Genomic DNA, 21,094 nt, shown 5'->3' with positions numbered 1-21,094 from the left:
CCGCACGCAACAGATCACCGGTCGAAAGTTGCACGAGGCCAAACTCCTCCTCAAGCATCCGGGCCTGCGTCCCCTTGCCAGCACCCGGAGGCCCCAGCAGGATCAATACAGCAGCGGTTGTGATCGTGTTGGCATCCATTTCACTTACCCCGCGCGGTTTGCGATCAGATCATCGACAACCGATGGATCGGCCAGCGTAGATGTATCACCGAGCGAGCCATAGTCGTTCTCGGCAATCTTGCGCAGGATACGGCGCATGATCTTGCCCGAGCGGGTCTTGGGCAGGCCGGGGGCCCACTGGATGACATCGGGCGATGCAATCGGGCCGATTTCGGTCCGCACCCATGTGCGCAGTTCCTTGGTCAACTCGTCGCTGGATTCAACACCGTTCATCAGGGTGACATAGCAATAAATGCCCTGGCCCTTGATGTCGTGCGGATAGCCGACCACGGCGGCCTCGGCGACCTTGGGGTGCGCGACCAGCGCGCTTTCCACTTCGGCGGTGCCCATCCGGTGACCGGACACGTTGATCACGTCATCGACGCGACCGGTGATCCAGTAATCTCCGTCAGCGTCGCGGCGGCAGCCATCGCCCGAGAAGTAATATCCCTTGTAGTCGGAGAAATAGGTCTTCTCAAACCGGTCGTGGTCGCCCCAGACGGTGCGCATCTGGCCGGGCCAGCTGTCCTTGATGGCCAGCACGCCTTCGACGTCATTGCCCTCGATCTCTTCACCGGATTGCGGATCGAGAACCACCGGGTGCACCCCGAAGAACGGTTTCTGTGCCGAACCGGGTTTTAGCGCATGGGCACCGGGAAGCGGGGTCATCATGTGGCCGCCGGTCTCGGTCTGCCACCAGGTGTCGACGATCGGGCATCTGCCCTTGCCAACGATATCGTTGTACCAGTTCCAGGCTTCGGGGTTGATCGGCTCACCGACCGTGCCCAGAATGCGCAGGCTGGACAGATCACATTTCTCGACCCACTCGTTTCCCTGACCCATCAGGGCCCGAAGCGCGGTGGGCGCGGTGTAAAACTGGTTCACCTTGTGCTTGTCGCAGACCTGCCAGAAACGGCTGGCGTCCGGGTAGGTCGGCACACCTTCAAACATCAGCGTGGTGGCACCATTGGCCAGAGGGCCATAGACGATATAGCTGTGTCCGGTAACCCAGCCCACGTCAGCGGTGCACCAGTAGACGTCGCCATCGTGGTAATCAAACACCAGTTCGTGGGTCAAGGCAGCATAAACCAAATAACCGCCGGTGCTGTGAACAACGCCCTTTGGCTGGCCGGTGGATCCGGAGGTGTAGAGAACAAACAGCGGATCTTCTGCGTTCATCTCGGCAGGTTTGCTGTAATCGTCTGCTTCCAGCGCCATGGCGTTATAGTCAAAATCACGACCATCGACCCAGGTGGTCTGTCCGCCGGTGCGCTTGACGACGAGACATTTGACGCTGTCCTTGCAATGCAGCAGGGCGGCGTCGGCATTCGATTTCAGCGCCGTCTTGCGACCGCCGCGTGGAGCCTCGTCGGCGGTGATGACAACCTTGGCATCCGATCCGTTGATCCGCGCCGCCAGCGCATCTGGAGAGAAGCCGGCGAAGACGATCGAGTGGATCGCGCCGATGCGGGCGCAGGCCAGCATCGCATAGGCGGCCTCGGGGATCATCGGGAGGTAGATGATGACCCGGTCGCCTTTGCCCACACCCATGGATTCCAGGATATTGGCCATCCGGCAGGTGCGGCGGTGCAGTTCGGAGTAGCTGATGTGTTGTGCCGCTTCGTTCGGATCGTCCGGTTCGAATATGATCGCCGTTTGATCGCCACGCGTCTCAAGGTGGCGGTCGATGCAGTTGGCCGAAACGTTCAGAGTGCCGTCCGCGAACCAGTTGATCTTGACGCTGCCGAGGTTGAAGTCGACGTCTTTCACTTGGGTATAGGGCTTGATCCAGTCGATCCGCTTGCCTTGCTCACCCCAGAATGCATCAGGATCATTGACGGATGCCGCATACATCTTGTCGTACTTTGCCGCGTCGACATGGGCATTGGCGATGACCTCTGCCGAAGGGGTATAGGATTTTTCCGTGGCCGATTCTGATGGTGCTGTCGTGTTCATACGAGGCTCCTCCCTCTGACTGTACTGCAAGGCTATTTTCAAGCCAGCGCCGGGAAAATGGACCCGACACATGTCCCGGCAGATAATAGCGGCGTCTGAAAATATTGGAATAACTTACCGAAACGAAACGATTAGTTTGTAAAGGTTTTTCGATTGCGGTGGGATTTCTGTAAATTCATGCCATCATTTCACATTTTCTTGTGCATGTGCAAGGCATTGACTGTTAACTGATTGTAAATGGTCCGCCGCTGTCCGGTCGCAGTGCAGGTTGCCGTCAGGTCATAAGACAAAAATACCCGGTGTGACATATTGTTCGGTCGGATTGTCTGTACCGCGATGGAGCATGGGGCGCGATGTCCAATGTCCGTTTTCGCCAGGGTCGAAGCGAATCGACCAGAGCCTGTCTTGCGGCATGATTCAGAACCCGGGGCTTGGCTTCACTGGGCCGTCGCGCTAGCGTTTGGGTCAAGCGGTCTGGTGAATGGACCGCAATATGGGAGAGTACCTTATGAACAAGATGTTGACCGGGGCGGTCGCCACGGCCCTTTCCGTATCTTTTGTCGCCGAAGCGTCGGCCACTGAATGGAACGTGTCCGTCTGGGGCAAGCGCCGCGCCTTTACCGAGCATATCGAGAAGCTGGCCGAGCTTGTGAGCGAAAAGACGGGCGGCGAGTTTACCATGAATGTCAGTTATGGCGGCCTGTCCAAGAACCGCGAGAACCTGGACGGGATTTCCATTGGTGCATTCGAGATGGCGCAGTTCTGCGCGGGCTATCACCCGGACAAAAACCGTCTGATCACGGTGCTGGAACTGCCGTTCCTCGGGGTCGAAAACCTGGACCAGGAAGTCGCCATCAGCCACGCCGTCTATGCGCACCCGGCCGTGCAGGACGAGATGGCACAATGGAACGCCAGGCTGCTGATGACATCGCCCATGCCGCAATACAACATTGTCGGCACCGGTGACCCCCGCGACGAACTTGCAGAATTCGAAGGCATGCGCGTGCGCGCCACCGGTGGTCTGGGCAAGGCGTTCGAAGCCGTCGGAGCCGTGCCCACGTCGGTCACCGCGACCGAAGCCTATCAGGCGATGGAGTCGGGTGTCGTCGATACCGTGGCCTTTGCGCAGCACGCGCATCTGTCTTTCGGCACCATCAACCAGGCTGACTGGTGGACCGCCAACCTCAATCCCGGCACCGTGAACTGCCCGGTTGTCGTCAACATCGACGCCTATGAAAGCCTGACCGACGAAGAACGCGACGCGCTGGACAGTTCGGTTGACGAGGCCATCGCCCATTACCTCGCGAACTATGGTGCACTGCTCGAGAAGTGGGACTCGGTTCTGGAAGAGAAGGGTGTCGCCAAGGTCGAGATCAGCGACGCCGAGCTGGACGCATTCCGGGCCACCGCCGCCGATCCGATCCGTGCGGCGTGGATTGCCGATATCGAAGGGCAGGGCCTGCCGGGTCAGGAATTGTATGATCTGGTGGAGTCGACACTGGCAGATGCCAAAGGCTCAAACTGATCCGGCAAGGATTGGAAATGCGGGGTCGCGCAGGGTGCGCGGCCCCGTTTTCGGATGAAGAGGTAAGTACATGGCGGGATCCGCGGCGGTTCTGGAAGACTCCAGCCTGCTGAGCCGACTGGACCGGGCGTTGTTGCCTGTCGAGCGGTTCTGCGCGTTGCTGAGCGGATTGGCGATATTCTCGCTGATGTTTCTCGCGGCCTACTCGGTCATCGGGCGCAAGTTCTTTGGCGCGCCACTCTTGGGATATGTTGACTATATCGAAGCCGCCATGCCGATCATCGCGATCATGGGGGTTTCCTATGTTCAGCGTGACGGCACCCATATTCGGATGGATATGCTGGTCGGCGCGCTGAAAGGACGTATCCTGTGGCTTTTCGAGCTGATCTCGATCCTTCTGATCCTGGCGCTGATCACCGCCCTTGCCTGGGGCGCATGGGAGCATTTCGCGCGGTCTTTCGATTGCGCACGCCCCTGGTGCAGCCGGGACAGTTCGATTGATATCGGCCTTCCGACATGGCCATCCAAGCTGGTGGTGCCGGTGGCGTTCGCCGTGCTGGTGCTGCGGTTGATCCTGCAAGCCGTGGGGTATGGGCGGGCGCTGGTGCTGGGGCTGGAAAATCCGGTGGCGGTGCCGCTGAACATGAGCGTCGCCGACCAGGCCCGCGCCGAGGCCAGCCAGCTTGCGGGGCATGACTGATGGAACCCATTGAAATCGGGTTGTGGACCAGCGCCGGGCTGCTGGTCATGGTGCTTCTGGGGATGCGGGTGGCCTTTGCCGCGGGCATGGCCGGGTTCGTCGGGCTGGTCTGGCTGCGTTGGAACGGGTTTGACTATGCCCCGGAGCGCTTTGGCAAGGCGCTGGAAGTCAGCGTGCGCATCGCCGGGCTGACCCCGCATTCCAAGGTCAGCGCGCAGGTTCTGAGCCTGATCCCGGTGTTTATCCTGATCGGCTATATGGCCTATTACGCCAACCTGACCACCGCGCTGTTCGAAGCGGCCAAACGCTGGATCGCATGGGTGCCGGGCGGGCTGGCGGTATCAACGGTTTTTGCGACCGCTGGCTTTGCTGCAGTTTCGGGCGCGTCGGTCGCCACGGCGGCGGTGTTTGCCCGCATCGCGATCCCTGAAATGCTGAAGATCGGGTACAACAAGCAATTCGCCGCCGGGGTTGTGGCGGCAGGGGGCACGCTGGCGTCGCTGATCCCGCCCTCTGCCATTCTGGTGATCTATGCCATCATCGTCGAACAGGACGTTGGCAAGCTGTTGCTCGCCGGGTTCATACCGGGTGCGTTTTCGGCGATTGTCTATGCCATCCTGATCATCGGCATCGCCGTGACCTTCAAGACCGTCGGCCCGCCTGTGCGCGGCTTCACCTGGGGCCAGAGATTCGCAGCCCTGCCGCCTGCGCTGCCGATCGTGGCGGTCGTCGTGATCATCATATTCTTTGTCTACAACCCGTTCGGCGACGCCTGGGGCACACCGACCGAGGGCGGGGCCATCGGCGCGTTCATCGTCTTTCTGATGGCACTCTATCGCGGGATGCGGTGGACCGAGTTGCGATCGGCCCTGCTGGACACTGCCAAGCTGACGGTGATGATATTCACGATCATCTGGGGTGTTCTGATCTATGTCCGGTTCCTTGGCTTCGCCGAATTGCCCGCGGCCTTTGCCGACTGGATCACATCGCTGAGCATGTCACCGATGGTGATCCTGATCTGTATCCTTCTGGCCTATGCCGTCCTGGGCATGTTCATGGATGCGATCGGGATGCTGCTGTTGACCCTGCCGGTGGTCTACCCGGCGGTCATGGCGCTCAACGGGGGCGAAATGGTGTCGGCGGCAGACAGCGCCTTTGGCATGTCGGGCAGCATGTGCGCGATCTGGTTCGGGATCTTGGTGGTCAAGATGGCAGAGTTCTGCCTGATCACCCCGCCCATCGGGCTCAATTGTTTCGTTGTCGCCGGTGTGCGCGACGATCTGACGGTTCAGGACGTGTTCCGGGGTGTGATGCCGTTCTTTGTTGCCGATGCCGTGACCATCGCGCTCTTGGTCGCGTTCCCCGCCATCGTTCTCTATCTGCCAAGCCTCGTCGGATAACAGGATCAGGGATCGCCGCCTGACAGGAACCGTTGCAGGCGGTCTGTGTCGATGGGTTTGAGCAACAGCGGCAGCCCGCGCTCCTGGCATTGCAGATCAAGCTCGATGCTGCGATTGGCCGATATGATGCAGGCGGGGGCAGGGCCAAACGCCTGGATGATGCTGGTCACGGCATCCAGGCCGGATTTGCCCTCATCAAGTTGGTAGTCGGCGATGATCACATCCGGGGCCATGTCGATATCGGTCAAGAGCGCCTGTGCCTCCGCCTCGCTCTGGCAGGGCAGCACGTCAAGGCCCCAGTTCTCCATCGTCAGGGTCAGGGCATTGCGCAGTTCTTTGTCGTTCTCGATCAGGAGCACGATCCGGTGTTGCAGGTCGCCCGGCCACGATTCCGGTGTCGTCATTTCGGTCGCCGATTGAGGTCGGTCGCGCGGGGCAAGCGGGAGTTCGACGGAAAACACCGTGCCGCGCCCGACCTGCGAGCGCAGTTGCAGCGGATGGCTCAGCAGCGCGCAGGCACGTTCGACAATGGCAAGTCCAAGCCCCATGCCATCAGCGGCGCTGGCGGTGGCGTTCAGCCGCTGAAATTCGCCAAATATCAGGTCCTGTTCCTCTTCCGCGATGCCGGGGCCGGTGTCCCAGACCTCGACCCGCACAGCGTTGCGCAGCCGTCGTGCACCCACCAGAACCCGGCCCTGGTTGGTATAGCGGATCGCATTGCTCATCAGGTTTTGAAGAATGCGACGCAGATAGGTGGCGTCGCTCTGCACGTCGGCCCCGGTGCGCAGCACGCGCAGATCCAGCCCCTTGGCGGCGGCGGTGGGGGCCAGTTCGTCGCGCAATTGCGACAACAGCCGGTCCAGCGATACGGTCGACAGGTGCAGGTTGGCCTGCCCGGAGTCGAGCTTGGAGATATCTAGCAAGGCGGAGAGGATGTTTTCCACGCTTTGCAAGGCGCTTGCCGCCATGGTCGCGCTATGATGGGATTGCGGATCAAGTGCCTCGCCATCCAGCGAGGCAACATAGAGCTTGGCGGCAGAAAGCGGTTGCAGCAAATCGTGGCTGGCGGCGGCCACAAACCGCGACTTGGAAGCATTGGCACGCTCGGCCTCGGCGAGAGCATCTTCAAGATCCAGCGTCCGTTCCATGACCCGAAGTTCGAGCATCTCATTGGCTTCGGAGATGGCCCGAATGGCCGTGCGCTCGGGTGTCACGTCGGTAAAACTGATGACAAAGCCGCGATCGGGCATTTCCTGCATGAATACCGCCAGGGCTCGGTTCGAGCGATGTTCGATTTCAAAGGACAACGATCCGCTACGGCGGGTGCCGCGAACCCAATCTTCGATCTCACCGTCAGCCAGATCGTCGGCGAGTGAGATTTCGGAGCGGAACTGATCATAGATCGTCTCGAAACTGCTGCCGATGGTGAACCGGCCGATCGGGATCGACAGCAATTCCCCGACCCGGCGGTTCCAGCCCACCAGACGGCCAAGCTGATCAAAGATGCACACGCCCTGGCGCAAATGCTCCAGCGTGGCGCGGATCAAAAGCGCCTGGTCATCCAGGATCCGGTCCCGTTCCTGCCGTTCCATCCGCATGATATCGGTCACGTCGGTTTGCAGGATCACCGTTCCGCCATCCGGCGTGCGATGCTCGCTGACCTGAACCCATCGGTCCCGCGACATGCGGACGTTAAAAATGACGCTGGCATCCTTGTGCCGGTCAAGCCGCTGAGCGGCCCAGATTTGTGGGGTTTCGCACTCCGGCAGAGAGAGATTTCCGCTGCTGCTGACGATGCGGACATATTCGGCAAAGCCCAGACCCGGCTGCAATTGGTTTCGAATGTCGGGCATGTGCATGCCAAACCGGCTGTTGCACATCACCAGTTCGTCCGCCGCATTGAAGAGCGCAAACCCTTCCTGCACCGTCTCGATCGCGTTTGCGAGGTTCGAGCGGGCCGCTTCGGTCTCGCGGTTGGCGATGGCGAGGCGGGCATTGGATTCATTGAGCAGATCAAGCGCGCGTTCCAGATCGCGTGTGCGGGCACGCACTTCTTCTTCGAGCAGGGCTGCGCGCTGAAACTGGGCATAGGCGGCACCGGCGGCATCGACGCTTTGTTCGACACGCTGCATCAGCGCGCCGGCGATGATCCGGAGCTTTTCATTCTGCCGCTCGATGGAATCCTGCGGGTTGATCAGAGAGTCAGTCATCGCGTCAGTCCTCGTCGGGCGGATAGATCGCGACGCCGGTCAGGGTCTGGTTCACATGCATCGAATTGAACTGTTCGCCATAGGTCGAGAAGCCGATCACCCGGTTGCGAGACAGGATCTCCGAGAGCGCGCCGGTCAACTGTTTTTCCTGTGCCTCAAGCCGGCGCAACACACAGTCGCAGGCAAGAATTGCATCGGGTTCCCCTTGCGTCGACAACAGACCGATTTCCCGCTCGAGATGGGCCGCCATGTTCTCGGGTTCGGCAAGGGTCAGGACAAGGCCGGTGTCGATGGCCGAAAAGAAATTCAGGTTGCCGTCCGGGTTCAACTGCTGGATCGCGCGCACGTGGTGTTGCCCGTCGATGCGCACCACAACCGGGTGCGCCGCGAAGGTAAAAGTCGTGAGCTGTTCCGGATCCTTGCCAAGCAGCCGCGCATACTCACGGGCTGCCGGTTCGGCGTTGATCTGATAGACGATCCGCCGGTCCGGATCGGCATTGGTCACCACCATTCGCTGATCAGTGGGGATCAGGTGGTCGGTCTTGAACACCTTGATCGGACAGCGGGTGCGGACCTGCAACATGGCGGCGGCATTGTCATGTGCAACACCATCGCTCAGCACATAGGTGGTGCCAAAATCCGTCCCATCCCCGGCAGAGCCACCAAACAGCGGAACAGGGCCAAGCCCGATCGAAAGTTCGGAGACAAAGGTATCTTCGCGTGTCGACATCCCGTCGATCATGAGGAAGGTGAACTCATGTCCCCAGTCCGGTTCATCCCGGATCATCGCGTTGCGATTGCGGATCATCCGGTCAATCACCGACTGGGCGTCATAGTCCCTCAGATTTTCGACCAGTAACGTCCGGGTGAGGAAATGACTGCGTGGCAACCCGACGGCCAGGATCTCGCCCTCGGCATAGCCGCGGCTTGATATCTCGCCTGCGGTCGTACAGCCGACAACCGGGGCAGGGGCAAATGCCGTCTTTGCGCGGGCGATGGTTGCGGCAACATCTGCCTTTGGCGTGACAAAGAGCAGGACAGCGGCAAGATCAGAGGGATTCAGCGCGCGGGCGAGATCGCCGACAGCGTCGGCAGCGTCGTGGTGCGCAAAGGCCGAGCGTACGATGCCTGACATGCGTGACAACGCACCGGACAGACCATTGGCCTGCTCCATGGCCGCTCCTCCCTGTTTGGCAGGCTGATGCTATGCAGATCAGATGCGGTCTGACAAGACACTGCCGAAACTGGTTTCCTTGGCAATCAGCACCGCCTGTGTTCGGCTCTGCACGCCCAGCTTGCGCATGATCGCAGTGACATGTGCCTTGACGGTGGTTTCGGCAATCGTCAGGTCATAGGCGATCTGCTTGTTCAGCTTGCCCTCACAGATCAGTTGCAGAATGCGGGCCTGTTGATTGGTCAGGCTTGCAAGGCGATTGACCGCATCATTGCGCGGTACGGTCTCGTCCTGTTCCAGCAGGTCATACCCCGGCGGTACGAAGATTTGCCCCTGGCCAAGGGTCTCGAACGCCTCACGAAAAACGGCGCGCTGGCTGTGTTTTGGAACAAACCCCGCGGCCCCGGCATGGATCACCGAACTGATCACCCGGTTGTCGGCCATGGAGGACACCACGACAATGGGCGCGTTGGCCGCATTGTGCATTCGGATCACCCCTTCGAGTCCGTTCACGTCGGGCAGGTTCAGATCCAGAACGATTACACCGGGCGCGTCATTCTGTTGCAGCCATTGCATCGCCTCTTCGAGCGTGGCGGCGCTGTTGATTCTGCCGATCCCTGCGACGGTCTGTAATGTCATTGACAGGGCGTCACAGAACAGCGGGTGATCATCTACGATCAACGCGGACTGAAACGTGGCGGGCGTGGTGGATTTGTTGATCATGTTCACGGGAAACCTATCGCCTTGCTTCCCTGAAGGCTAGCAAAGAGGTGCGAAGGGCGCACTTGTCGAATAGTCGTAGAAACGTAAATCGCGCGCCGGAGAGGCGCGCGTTCTGTCGTTATGGATGGTGACCTCAGTTGGAGGCGAGTTGTCTGGGCAGCTTGAACGTCCAGAGCATGCCGCCCTGATTGAGATAGTTGACCTTCTTGGCCACTTCGCCGCCCCAGAGCGGAACCGCACCGCCCCAACCGGAAATCAGCGAGACATATTGTTCGCCATCCAGTTCAAAAGTGATCGGCTGACCGACGATGCCGGACCCGGTGTTGAACGACCACAGCTTTTCGCCGGTTTCGTCATCAAGCGCGATGATTTCGCCCTCGGGGTTGCCAGTGAACACAAGCCCGCCAGCTGTGGTCATCACGCCGGCCCAGAGAGGCGCGTCGTTCTTGTATTCCCATTTGATATCGCCTGTGTCTGGATCAATCGCCTTGAGACTGCCGATATGGTCCTCGTAATTCGGCTTGATGGTAAATCCGGCACCAAGATAGGCGGCACCCTTCTTGTAGCTGATCGGCTCGTTCCAGATGTCCATGCCCCATTCGTTGGATGGCACATAGAAATTGCCCGTCTTCTGGCTGAACGCCATCGGCATCCAGTTCTTGCCGCCAAGGAAGGACGGAGATGCAAAGATCACTTCGCCCTTTTTCCCGTCCGCTGCGTCCGCCGGATTGCCCGGACGGTTTGCCTCGTTGAAGATCGGGCGGCCGGTTTCGTCAATCCCCTCGGCCGAGGGGATGTCCTTGACAAAGGGTGTCGCGCTGACAAACGTGCCATCTTCACGGTTCAGCACGTAGAAGTACCCGTTGCGGTCGGCGGTGGCATAGCGCTTGTTGCCCTCGCGATCCGTATAGGCCACGACTTCGTTTACACCGTCATAGCCCTAGCCTTCGCGCGGAGTGGTCTGGTAGTGCCACTTGATGTCACCCGTTGCAGGGTCGATGCCGATCCGGCTGGCGGCATAGAGGTTGTCACCGGTGTTGCCCTCTGTCGGCGTGGCCGCGTCACGCAGGTGGCTGTTCCATGGGGCAGGGTTGCCGGCGCCAAAGACCAGCGTGTCGGTGTCGTAAGAACCGCCAAGCCATGTCGCGCCACCGCCGGTTTTCCACATGTCGCCCGGCCAGGTCGCGTTCAGCGTACCGGTCATGGTGGACTCTTCGCCGTTCAGCGTGCCCATGTGGCCTTCGATCACCGGTCGCGTCCAGACCAGATCACCTGTATCCGCATCACGTGCCTGCACTTCGCCGATGATGCCGAATTCGCCGCCCGAATTCCCTGTGATGACCAGACCGTTCACGATCGGGGGCGCGGCGGTATAGGAATATCCGGCCTTGTAGTCGGCAACCTTCTTGCGCCAGGCGACGTTGCCGGTCTTCAGGTCAAGCGCAACGATGCGCGCATCCAGCGTGCCGAAGAAGATCTTGTCACCATAAATCGCGCCGCCACGGTTGACCACGTCGCAGCAGGGCAGGATACCCTCGGGCAAGCGGGCGTCATATTGCCAGAGTTCCTTGCCGGTCGCGAGGTCGATCGCATAGAGGCGGCTGTAAGAGCCGGTGATATACATCACGCCGTCATAGATCAGTGGCTGGGTTTCCTGGCCACGCTGCTTTTCACCGCCAAGGGAAAAGGCCCAGGCAGGCACCAGGTTCTTGACGTTGTCCTTGTTCAGGATCTCCAGCGGGCTGTAGCGCTGCAAATGGCGCCCCATGCCGTTGGTGACGATCTGGGTGGTGATCGACTGATCGTTTTTCAGATCGTCCTCTGTGACTTGGGCCTATGCAACGCCTGTTGCAAGAAGGCCTGCGGAAACCACGGCTATGAACCGGTTCATGGGTATCCTCCCCATTGGTGTCGAAATGCGCAGTCGACACACCAGTCAGGGCTGGCTTCGCGGCTGATTTGTATTATCAGAGGCAAGTGCTCAGCGCGAAATTGCACCATGGTCGTAGGGCGCGTTCCTGGTGCAAGATCCACCTCCATATGAATATTAAAATATCAAGAATTAAGCATGTTATGAGTCATTCTTGATGTAGATATCGAAACGAGCAGCCACATGCGCACGGTCGAATTCAGAGCGCTCAGGCGTGATCGTGGGTTACCTGCAGCATCCCTCACGCGTTAACCGCCAATGGCAGCTCGGTCAGGGGCGTGTGGCCGCGCCCCAGGGGAAACGCCCGACCTTGATCGTCTTGGTCGCCTTGCGGCTGGCCACGTTGATCACGGTCACATCGCCCGATACGCCATTGGTGGTGAACAATTGCGATTTGTTCGGTGAAAACGCCATGTGCCAGACGCGGCGACCGACCAGAACATAGTCTTCGACCTCATAGGTTTCGGCATTTACCACCGCCAGTTGGTTGGAGGGGCCGAGGGCGACAAAGGCGCTCTTTCCATCCTCGGTGAACTCAAAGCCGACTGGTTGCACGCGGTCCGGGTGCACGCCCTGGATCGCAAACTCGATCCGCGCCTCTCGGGACTGATCCCTGGTGTCAAACACCGTCACCGTGCCGCCGATTTCCGAACTGACCCAGAGCTCTGTTCCATCCGGGCTAAATTCGGCATGGCGCGGCCGGGCATCGACCAGCGTATTGGCATAAATCTCGCGGGAGTCGGTGTCGATCCAATGTGCCATATTGGTGGTTTCGGAGGTGGTGATCACCGTCTTGCCGTCCGGGCTCACCGCCATGCCTTCGGGTTCGATGCCGACATTGATCTGCGCCACCACCCTGCGGGTGTCGGTATCGACCACGGTGGTCACCGCATCATCTTCGTTGGCGATGTATAGATCGCGGTCATTGGGGTGCAGGACGAACTGTTCCGGATCCTCCCCCGAAGGCAACGCGTGCAGGATTTCGCCGCTGTCGGGGTCCATGACCTGAACCGTGTCGCTGTCCGACGCGCAGATATAGACACGGCTGAAATCCCGCGAAAACGTGATGCCGCGCGGGCGTTCGCCGGTTGGATAGGTTTGGATCACGCTCAGCGAATCGACATCGATCACGCTGACGGTGTTGTCCTTTTCGTTGGTCACCCAGATTTCGCCGGCCCATGCGGGCATTGCCAGCATCAGTGCTGTGCAGAAAAGTGGCCGTATCATTCAAATGCCTCGCATCCGCTCTCGGGCTGATCCAGCCCGAGGGAGTCCATTTCATTGAACTGGTGCAGAAAGCCGGGCAGGGGTGCCTGAATGACCAGCGCGCGCTCGATGACCAGCGGGACCGGCTGGCGCAATTGCCCGTTCCAGCGCCGGAAATTCAATGCCCGGCCTTTGAAACCCGCAAACTCGAACCGGTCCGACAGGATATAGGCCCTGAGGATGGCGACATCATCTGCATTGGTGCGGGTCACGGCCTCGCCCAGAACCCGCATGGCGGCCCACGCCGCATAGTCGTGCGGGGTCATGTCGCGGCGCGCCAGGTCATGAAAACGGCTCTGCAACTGCGCCGCCCCCCGTTGTTCGACGACCCGGTGCCAGGCGACGGGCCGCAGCCCTTCCGAACCTGCAACCGGTCGCGGGGTCCAGGTGTTATAGGCGATGTATCGGCCAAAATCATGCAGTTCATCGGCATTCAGCAGCATCGCGAAATCACCGAATTCCTGGGTGAACAACGGCACCTCCTGCGCCGCGTTCCGACGCATGTCGGCATCGAAGGTCCAGGTCTTTTCCGCAATCATGCCCAGCCCGTACTTCGTCGCGCTGTTTCTGAGAGCGGCGGCAAAGGCAATGTCCTGCGGGTAACTACCGGCCACCATCGCCAGCTTGTCCCAGCGTTTGAATACGGCGAACTGCATCAGGGCATCGGCCCGCATCGCATCCGATGGTATCGTATGAAGCAGATTGGCGCGGCAGCCGGTGTCACGCAACATGACATCGCGGGAACCAGCATTGAATAGCAGTGCCTCTGCGGCCTCGGGCAAATCTGCGATCCTCTGCGCCTCTGCCGCCGGGACATTCAGAACCAGGTTGGGTGATCGCGCCAAAGCGAGGCGCGCGGCCTCTGCCAGATCACCATCCGGGGCGACTTGCACTATGTCGAGCGTGTAGTCCTGCTTGAGAAACTGGCCAGTCGCGTTGTTTTCGATCTCCCCGAGCCGCGCCCCGGCGACCCCGAGATCATCGGGCATCGGATCGAGGTTGGACAGCACCGGAGGGCGCGGAGGGATCTGTTGCAGGAACGTGATAGTCACGTTCAGATCCGCTTGCGCCGGTGCAGCGCCGCACAACATCAACCCAAGGCCAAGTATGGTCTGTCTGAGCATGGCTCCTCCGTCACTGTCTACAGTCTGGGTGATGCGATTGGGCGCGACCATTAGACCATGGTCGAAGGAACCGCCGTGTTCGCGCAGGTCTAGAACCAAGGTCGAATACCGCGGTGCAGCATCGACGGGCTAAAAGGCCTGCAACACCAAACGTGAGGGAGATGGAGACATGTTGAGATTGCCGATCACGGTGCTTGGTCTGAGTGTGGCGGCGGGCATGGCGCTTGCGCATGGCGATGTCGCTCCACAGCCTGTCGACACCGATGCCCTTCCTGATGTGGGCGAGGAATGGCTGACCGAGAACCCCTATCGCGATGCCGGTCCCGAAGTCTGGGCCAAGGCGATCGAAACAGGCGATAGCGGCTACAACCAGAACTGTGCGCGCTGTCATGGACTGGGCGTTGTATCGGGTGGGCTGGCCCCCGATCTGCGATATCTGGAGGCCGAGGAATATGGCGACGAATGGTTCATCGAGCGATTTCAGACCGGCTATACCCAGAACGGAATCACAAAGATGCCGGCGTTCCGAGAGCTGCTGGGGCAGAAGGCCGCCTGGGCGATCCGAACCTATATCGAGACCCGCGCGGATGATGGCGCGCTGGACGAATATTCGGGCCGGCTCAAGGAAATACGGGATTCGTTGTCGCGTATGTCCGGTGGTGACGACGCCAGCGCGCTCCAGGCCGATTTGGCCGAGATCGCCGTCGAGATCGAAACCGCTTCTGGCGCACCTGTCGCCGACAGCCCGGCGTATCGCGCTGCCAACCTGATCTTGGGTGATGCGCCGATTGCCAAGGCCGCGACGGAGGCCTTGGCAATCGGCCTGTCGGCTGCACATTGATCCGACCGAAACCAAAGGGTTGCAGCTGGTGAGGGTCCAGCGGAGAGGGGCGTATGAAAAAGACGATCCATTGCGCTCTGCTTGCGCTGACGATTGGGTGCTCTGCAGCAAGCGGCGTCTGGGCGCGTTGCGCGGATCATGTGCCACAGCCCAAACCGCAGAACACCGCGCGCGACGTGGTCGGGGCAGATCTCGACACCATCCAGGAGCGCGGCTTCATCACCTTTGCGGCCTATGAGGATTTTCCGCCCTGGTCCTTTGAACAGGGTGGCAAGCCGGTTGGCGTCGATATCGATCTTGGCCGCTTGATCGCGAACGAATTGGGGGTCGAGGCCCGTTTCAATCTGGTGGCGGCAGGCGAAGCGCACGAGGCCGATCTGCGCAACTGGGTCTGGAAAGGGCCGGTGGTCAGTGGCAGCGTCGCCAATGTCATGCTCCATGTGCCCTATGACAGCGCATTTGCATGCCGGGTCGAGCAGGTCGTGTTTACCGGGCAATTCCATGTCGAGGATATCGCATTCGCCGACCGCAAGGCGGCCTATCCCGAGGATCCGCCGGTGCCGGCCTATTTCCGCTTTGATACCGTCGCCGTTGAGAATGACTCAATTTCCGATTTCTACCTGTCGGCCTTTCCCGGAGGGCAATTGGCGGCCAATGTGCGGCGGTATCCGACCATCGCAGACGCGATGGGGGGGCTTGCGCGGGGCGATACCAAGGCCGCGATGGGAACTCGCGCGCAGCTGGAATATGGGCTGGCGCCGGACCTGGGACTGCACGCGCCTCCTATGCCGGGCTTCGGCGCGGGGACCTGGACGGCGGGCATCGCCGTCCACTTCGCCTATCGCCCTCTGGTCTATGCTGTGGATGATGCGGTGGTTGCCGCCATCGGGGATGGGCGGCTGGAACAGATTTTCAACGATCACGGGCTGACCTTTCGCGCACCGGAACTGCGCTGACTCACCCCTTGGTCTCATTGCCGGACCGTGTCCCGGCCCATAATGTAAACGGATACAGCTGGAGGAGCCTAGCCATGCAGATGAATGATTCGATAGAAATTGCGGCCCCGCGACCCGTGGTCTGGCAAGCCTTGCTCAGCCCCGAAGTGCTTAAGGAATGCGTCCCCGGCTGTCAGGAAATGAGCGGCTCTGCCCAGGAGGGATTCGAGGCGGTCGTGGTTCAGAAGGTCGGCCCGGTAAAGGCGACATTCAAAGGGGCCGTGACCATATCCGATGTGGTCGACGGCGAAAGCCTGACCCTGAGTGGCGAAGGCAAAGGTGGCGCAGCGGGTTTTGCCAAGGGCGGCGCGAAGGTGACGCTGACGGATGCTGGCGAGGGAACGCTCTTGACCTACGAGGTCGATGCCAAGGTCGGTGGCAAGCTGGCACAATTGGGCAGTCGCATCATCGACGGCTTTGCCAAGAAGATGGCCGGACAGTTCTTCACCCGTTTCCAAGAGGTCGTGCAAGGACCAGAAGAAGATGATGCCGCAGAGGGTGGCGAGGATGAGCCGAGCAAGAAGGGTTGGTTGAAGCGCATGATCTCAAGCTGATTTGCCATAGCCGGCGAGATCAACGCTATCCGGCGGCCGCGAAGGCCGCCGTTTTCGCAACAGGCTTCCGGTGACTATGAGAGAGAGACAACCTGCCCGCGTGTATCCACAAGCGTTGCGTCCGGCGCTCCGGGCAATTTTGACAGGGCGTTCCGGATTGCAGGGACCGGCATCATGCAAAACGCGGTCGATGCCGCATCTGCCACCAGGTCGGTGGCATAGCCCTGTGCGATGCCGTTCAACGTCAGGGCCTGACCGGGTTCAAGCGCGACCCTATGCGGCGTTCGCCGGGTGCGAGCCCACCCGATCAGGCCTTGGGCCTGCGCGACTGGCTCTTGCCGCGATACCGCCAGCCAGAGTGGCTGGATCGTCGGGTCAAAGATACCGCCGGTGGCCCGGTGAACGCGGTCAGCGAGAGAAAGCAGCTGTGCAAACTCTGGTGCTGGATTTGCTAGCAAACCTCGCTGGTTCAGCATCGCGAGATCGGACGCCGGATCAAACAGGCTGAACAGGGTTTCAACACGCCTCAGCAAGGCGCGGACCTCTCGCAAAGCGTGCTCCGCCTGTGCGGGCGGCGCGTGGATCGTCAGCGAGGCTTCAGCCCCAAGCGCTACGTCCCGCCACCGCAGGGGCGCACCAAATGCGGGCGTTCCAACCGCGGCGGCAGCAATCGACAGAAAACGGCGGCGCGAGATCATTCGGCGGCCTCCCGGCGTCTGCCATCACGCCGCGACAAGACAAGAGGGACGCAACGGGTTTCGTCATTGTGGATACTCACGCAATCAAGACATTGGAAGCACTCGGAATATTGAATTTCGCCGGTCCTCTTGATCGCCCCATAGCTGCATTTGACCTTGCAGAGTTGGCAGGGGCTGCCGCATTCGGCACGGCGCGCGATCCAGTCGCGGCCACGCAGCAGGCCACCAATCGCTATGATCGCACCCAGAGGACAGACATAGCGGCAGAAACCCTTGAACAGCACCATGCCGGACATCAGCCAGACGGCCGCATAGGCGACATTGTACCACTCGCGCACAAAGAACGTGGTGACGGCGGTCTTGAAGGGTTCGATTTCGGCCACGAGGTCAGTGTGGTCTGGGGCCACGAACACCGTGGCAATCAGGCCGGCCAACAAGGCACATTTGACCAACTTCAGACGTGTGTCCCAGCGGGGCGATGGCTCGATCCGGGGCAGACGCAGGGCACGGCCCAGATGATGAGCAAATTCCTGCATGGCACCGAACGGGCAGAGCCAGCCACAAAACAGACCACGCCCCCACTGCACAAAACCGACAATCGTCACCGCCCAGATCAACAGCGAAAACGGATCGTAAAGCAGGAATGCAAAGCTGCCATTGTCAAACAGCGCCCGCACGGTGCCCAATACGGTGACGATCGACAATTGCCCCTGACCCCACCAGCCGACAAAACCGATCACGATCGCCAGTGTTGCCAGCCGGATCGGCGTGAACGCACGGCTTTCAGCGGGCGGGTTCATGCGGAAGAAGAGCAGCCAGACCAGAAGTGCAAGAAACCCCGCCAGCGGGATCATGTCGGTCATCCGGTTCTGCAAGGCCGACAGCCAGGGCGGCGCGGGAGTGGCCACTTCGGGCCGGTCAAAGAACCGCGCGCCCGTCGGGAACGCCGTTTGCAAGATCAAAGAACAGATCCGCATCGCGCAAGGCCACCGAAAATCCACTCTGTTCGGCGGAGATCCAGTCGGGCGCGGTGTTGCGCACGATTTCCGGGCCGACCAACCCGTGACGGGCGGTCTCGATCAACAGGATCGGTTCGTCATCGCCCGAGATTTCGAGAAAGCCCTGAAGCTCGTCCAGCCCACTGTCGTCCAGCACGGCGCGGGCGATTGACAGGGGACCGATATCGATGATCAACGGGTTCAGGTATGGGTCGTCAGGGTTGTCGGTGGCTTCGGGATCGTCGCTCTCCCAGATGGTGCCGGCAAAGGCCGCGTCGATTTCTGCGTTGGTGACCAGCAGACGCGTGGCGAGTCCGTCGCGGATGAGGGCCTCCCAGTCGAGCGGCTCTGAGTAGGCGGGATCGGGATAGGCGGGCGGCACGGTGCTGATGCCCTGCATCTTTTCCCGTGCGACGGCGAGGGCGGCGCCCATGATCGACTCATGCGCAATCCGCACAGAGGCGGTCGCCTTGGTCACACCATCCAGATAGACAAGCGAGCTGCCGCCGCTGCCACAGCCAAAAGGCGAGCCAACCACCAGCGACGAGGTGATCGAGTGCCCGGCATACTGTTCAAGGAACGCGCGAAACGGCGCTTCGCCAAGGCCCGAAACAAAGATCGGTTCGTTCTGTTCGATCAGCCGGACGTCGAGGAACTTGCCATCATGATCCAGCAGGACCAGCAGGTTGACCGGGGCGCCAGAGAATCCGGGAAGGGGAGCAAGCGGTTCTGTTTCAAAGACAAACCCGGCATCCGCGCGGCTGATGTCGATGAGTTCATAGACGCCGTCGTCGCCGATCGGATCACCCAGCGAATAGGGTTGCGGGACAAGCGCAGCGATGTTCTCGCGCAGCAAGGGTTCTGCGACAGCGTTCGCGCTGAACAGGAAGGCAAGAAGGATCGGTATGAACTGGGAGAGAGGCGCGCGCATTTGACGGAAAATGCGACCTTGGTCCAAGGGCGCGCACCTCTACGACCAAAGGATCATTTGAGCGCGGTAAAGGCCCGGCTAGAATACGCAATACAGAATTCTTGGGAGGATACGGAATGGCCTGGAAGACACCTAAACTCACGGAAGTGAACTGCGGCATGGAGATCAATATGTATTCTCCGGCCGACGACGACAGCCGCGACAACGAACCGGATCTGTTCTGAACCGATCAGGACCGTTTCGGGTGCCTGCCACCATATTGTGATGGCTGAAGGCGCCATAAAGTAGCGGTGCGCACCAACAATGCCGCGCTTGCGGAACGATACCCAAGAAGCCCGCGCCAGTGAAATCCGGCGCGGGTTTTCCGTGTCTGCCATCGGAACAATATCGGTGGCCTCGGCCACTGGTATTTCCGGTTGGTGCGTGTACCTTGGCCGCAGGGGTACGACAGCGGGGGCACCATGAAGGACACCTATCTGGAGAACGACGCCACGGGATTGGCGGCGCTTGTCGCGAGCGGCGAGGTTACACCCGATGTCCTGCTGGTGTGCGCGCTGGACCGCGTACGGACGATCAATCCTGCGCTGAATGCTGTCGTGATGCTGCAAGAAGATGTTGCGCGAAATGCGATCCGTGCCGGTCTGCCGGATGGGCCTTTCACGGGCGTTCCGTTCCTGCTCAAGGACCTTGGCGCCGAGGCAATCGATTTCCCGACCAACAATGGCTCGGTTCTCATGCGAGACAGCAGGCATCGCTATGACAGCGCGTTGTACTTGCGGTTGCGTGCGGCCGGTCTGGTCAGTTTCGGGCGCACGGCATCGCCGGAACTGGGTATTGGTCCCGTGACCGAGGCGCAGGTCTATGGTGGCCCGACGCGCAACCCCTGGAACACGGATTACACCTCGGGTGGTTCCTCGGGCGGTGCAGGGGCCGCCGTGGCCGCCGGGATTGTTCCCGTTGCCCATGGTAGCGACGGCGGCGGGTCGGTGCGCATTCCGGCAGCATCCTGCGGGCTGGTCGGGTTCAAGCCCACGCGCGCGCGCCTGCCGGAAGGGCCGGGAGCCGGCGAAGGCTGGGGTGGCATGGCGATTGACGGGTTCCTGACCCGCAGCCTGCGCGATACCGCCGCGCTGCTGGATGCGGTCAACGGGCCGGATTTGGGCGCGCCCTATTTCCCGCCACCGATGCAAGGCAACTTTGTCCAGGCGCTTGCGGCTCCGACCGGCAAATTGCGGGTTGCCCTGTGCCCCATGACTCTCAGCGGCACGCCCGTGCACCCGGATTGCGTCGCGGCAGTCGAGGCGGCAGGGCACCTTTTGGAAAGCCTTGGTCATCATGTCGGGCCGGTGCAGTTGCCGCCGGATCTGGATGTCGAGGCGATGATGATCGCATGGACCCGCATTGTTGCCTGTGGCACGGCGCTGTCGGTCCGAACTGTGCTGAATGGCAGACCTTTGAATCCTGCATTACTGGATGGCGTCACGCGGGGCGCGGTTGCGTATGCGGAACAGATTTCCGGCGCGGATTATCTGCACGCCATCGGAGAGATTCATGCCTTTGGCCGACGCATGGCGCATTTCCTGGCGCAGTGCGATGTCCTGGTGACACCAACGCTTGCGGCTCCACCTGCGCCGGTGGGCCAGTTGAAACCCGACAACGAGGATTTTCTGGCGTATCGGACCGGGCCGGGTGGTGTGTTCGAATATTCTCCCTTCACGGCCGCATTCAATGCCAGCGGGCAGCCTGCCGTGTCGCTGCCCCTGCATTGGAACGATAATGATCTGCCGATTGGTGTGCATCTGGCGATGCCCTTTGGTGCGGATGAGGCGCTGATGTCGCTGTCGGCGCAGATCGAGGCGGCGGCTCCCTGGTGGGGCAAGCAACAGGAACTCGTGGCGCGGTTGCCCTGA

18 protein-coding genes and 1 pseudogene are annotated in these 21,094 nt (G+C 60.8%); 8 read left to right on the top strand and 11 right to left on the bottom strand.

The window, feature by feature from the left end; translation table 11 throughout:
- Window positions 1-139 (bottom strand): nucleoside monophosphate kinase (locus tag QO231_RS06830; protein ID WP_316774576.1); only part of this gene is annotated, 139 nt, incomplete at its 3' end.
- A 5-nt stretch (window positions 140-144) separates the two neighbouring features.
- Window positions 145-2,115 (bottom strand): acetate--CoA ligase, encoded by a 1,971-nt coding sequence (acs, locus tag QO231_RS06825; protein WP_316774561.1) that lies wholly within the window; start codon window positions 2,113-2,115, stop codon window positions 145-147.
- Between the two features lie 508 nt (window positions 2,116-2,623).
- On the opposite strand from acs, the gene QO231_RS06820 reads away from it, so the two are divergent.
- The 3 genes from QO231_RS06820 to QO231_RS06810 all read left to right on the top strand — a co-directional run bounded on the left by QO231_RS06820 (window position 2,624) and on the right by QO231_RS06810 (window position 5,740).
- Entirely contained in the window at window positions 2,624-3,640 is a 1,017-nt protein-coding gene (locus QO231_RS06820) for a C4-dicarboxylate TRAP transporter substrate-binding protein (protein ID WP_316774559.1), read from the top strand.
- A gap of 70 nt (window positions 3,641-3,710) precedes the next feature.
- Complete coding sequence (locus QO231_RS06815) at window positions 3,711-4,340, top strand: TRAP transporter small permease subunit (protein WP_316774558.1); 630 nt, start codon at window positions 3,711-3,713, stop codon at window positions 4,338-4,340.
- On the top strand, window positions 4,340-5,740 hold the full coding sequence (locus QO231_RS06810; protein ID WP_316774556.1) for a TRAP transporter large permease: 1,401 nt from the start codon (window positions 4,340-4,342) through the stop codon (window positions 5,738-5,740). The genes QO231_RS06815 and QO231_RS06810 overlap by 1 nt, the downstream gene beginning before the upstream one ends.
- Before the next feature lie 5 nt (window positions 5,741-5,745).
- On the opposite strand, the gene QO231_RS06805 is transcribed toward QO231_RS06810, so the two are convergent.
- From QO231_RS06805 to QO231_RS06780, 6 genes and pseudogenes are all read right to left on the bottom strand, one after another.
- Window positions 5,746-7,950, bottom strand: a complete 2,205-nt coding sequence (locus QO231_RS06805) for a PAS-domain containing protein (protein ID WP_316774554.1) — start codon at window positions 7,948-7,950, stop codon at window positions 5,746-5,748.
- Between the two features lie 4 nt (window positions 7,951-7,954).
- Window positions 7,955-9,124, bottom strand: a complete 1,170-nt coding sequence (locus tag QO231_RS06800; protein WP_316774553.1) for an FIST N-terminal domain-containing protein — start codon at window positions 9,122-9,124, stop codon at window positions 7,955-7,957.
- 39 nt (window positions 9,125-9,163) lie between these two features.
- The gene (locus QO231_RS06795; RefSeq protein WP_316774552.1) at window positions 9,164-9,847 is read right to left on the bottom strand and encodes a response regulator transcription factor; all 684 of its coding nucleotides are present in this window, start codon (window positions 9,845-9,847) and stop codon (window positions 9,164-9,166) included.
- A 133-nt stretch (window positions 9,848-9,980) separates the two neighbouring features.
- Window positions 9,981-11,738, bottom strand: a pseudogene (locus tag QO231_RS06790) (PQQ-dependent methanol/ethanol family dehydrogenase).
- Between the two features lie 309 nt (window positions 11,739-12,047).
- Complete coding sequence (locus QO231_RS06785) at window positions 12,048-13,004, bottom strand: YVTN family beta-propeller repeat protein (protein WP_316774550.1); 957 nt, start codon at window positions 13,002-13,004, stop codon at window positions 12,048-12,050.
- The gene (locus QO231_RS06780; RefSeq protein WP_316774548.1) at window positions 13,001-14,167 is read right to left on the bottom strand and encodes an ABC transporter substrate-binding protein; all 1,167 of its coding nucleotides are present in this window, start codon (window positions 14,165-14,167) and stop codon (window positions 13,001-13,003) included. Before QO231_RS06780 ends, QO231_RS06785 begins: the two co-directional genes overlap by 4 nt.
- 169 nt (window positions 14,168-14,336) lie before the next feature.
- Here QO231_RS06780 and pedF point away from each other — a divergent pair, with 169 nt between their 5' ends.
- The 3 genes from pedF (at window position 14,337) to QO231_RS06765 (ending at window position 16,557) form a co-directional block, all read left to right on the top strand.
- Window positions 14,337-15,008, top strand: coding sequence for a cytochrome c-550 PedF (pedF, locus tag QO231_RS06775; protein ID WP_316774546.1), 672 nt, complete (start codon window positions 14,337-14,339; stop codon window positions 15,006-15,008).
- Window positions 15,009-15,061: 53 nt separating this feature from the next.
- On the top strand, window positions 15,062-15,964 hold the full coding sequence (locus QO231_RS06770) for a substrate-binding periplasmic protein (RefSeq protein ID WP_316774544.1): 903 nt from the start codon (window positions 15,062-15,064) through the stop codon (window positions 15,962-15,964).
- 74 nt (window positions 15,965-16,038) lie between these two features.
- Entirely contained in the window at window positions 16,039-16,557 is a 519-nt protein-coding gene (locus QO231_RS06765; protein ID WP_316774543.1) for a CoxG family protein, read from the top strand.
- Window positions 16,558-16,631: 74 nt separating this feature from the next.
- Here QO231_RS06765 and QO231_RS06760 read toward each other — a convergent pair whose 3' ends face one another.
- From QO231_RS06760 to QO231_RS06750, 3 genes are read right to left on the bottom strand one after another with little or no spacing between them, the layout of a single operon-like run.
- Complete coding sequence (locus QO231_RS06760; RefSeq protein WP_316774541.1) at window positions 16,632-17,255, bottom strand: FAD:protein FMN transferase; 624 nt, start codon at window positions 17,253-17,255, stop codon at window positions 16,632-16,634.
- Entirely contained in the window at window positions 17,252-18,217 is a 966-nt protein-coding gene (locus QO231_RS06755) for a 4Fe-4S binding protein (protein WP_316774540.1), read from the bottom strand. Before QO231_RS06755 ends, QO231_RS06760 begins: the two co-directional genes overlap by 4 nt.
- Window positions 18,174-19,184 (bottom strand): hypothetical protein, encoded by a 1,011-nt coding sequence (locus QO231_RS06750; RefSeq protein ID WP_316774539.1) that lies wholly within the window; start codon window positions 19,182-19,184, stop codon window positions 18,174-18,176. The genes QO231_RS06755 and QO231_RS06750 overlap by 44 nt, the downstream gene beginning before the upstream one ends.
- 116 nt (window positions 19,185-19,300) lie before the next feature.
- On the opposite strand from QO231_RS06750, the gene pqqA reads away from it, so the two are divergent.
- Together pqqA and QO231_RS06740 are read left to right on the top strand one after the other, a co-directional pair.
- Window positions 19,301-19,408 carry a pyrroloquinoline quinone precursor peptide PqqA gene (gene pqqA / locus QO231_RS06745; protein ID WP_316774538.1) on the top strand — a complete coding sequence of 36 codons (108 nt, stop codon included), beginning with the start codon at window positions 19,301-19,303 and terminating at the stop codon, window positions 19,406-19,408.
- Between the two features lie 237 nt (window positions 19,409-19,645).
- Window positions 19,646-21,094 carry an amidase gene (locus tag QO231_RS06740; RefSeq protein ID WP_316774537.1) on the top strand — a complete coding sequence of 483 codons (1,449 nt, stop codon included), beginning with the start codon at window positions 19,646-19,648 and terminating at the stop codon, window positions 21,092-21,094.

It is taken from the genome of Sedimentitalea todarodis (genome assembly GCF_032595355.1).
Classification (GTDB): Bacteria; Pseudomonadota; Alphaproteobacteria; order Rhodobacterales; family Rhodobacteraceae; genus Sedimentitalea; species Sedimentitalea todarodis.
Note: the sequence above shows the minus strand (reverse complement) of the source record. Positions and strands in the feature narration are given on the sequence as shown.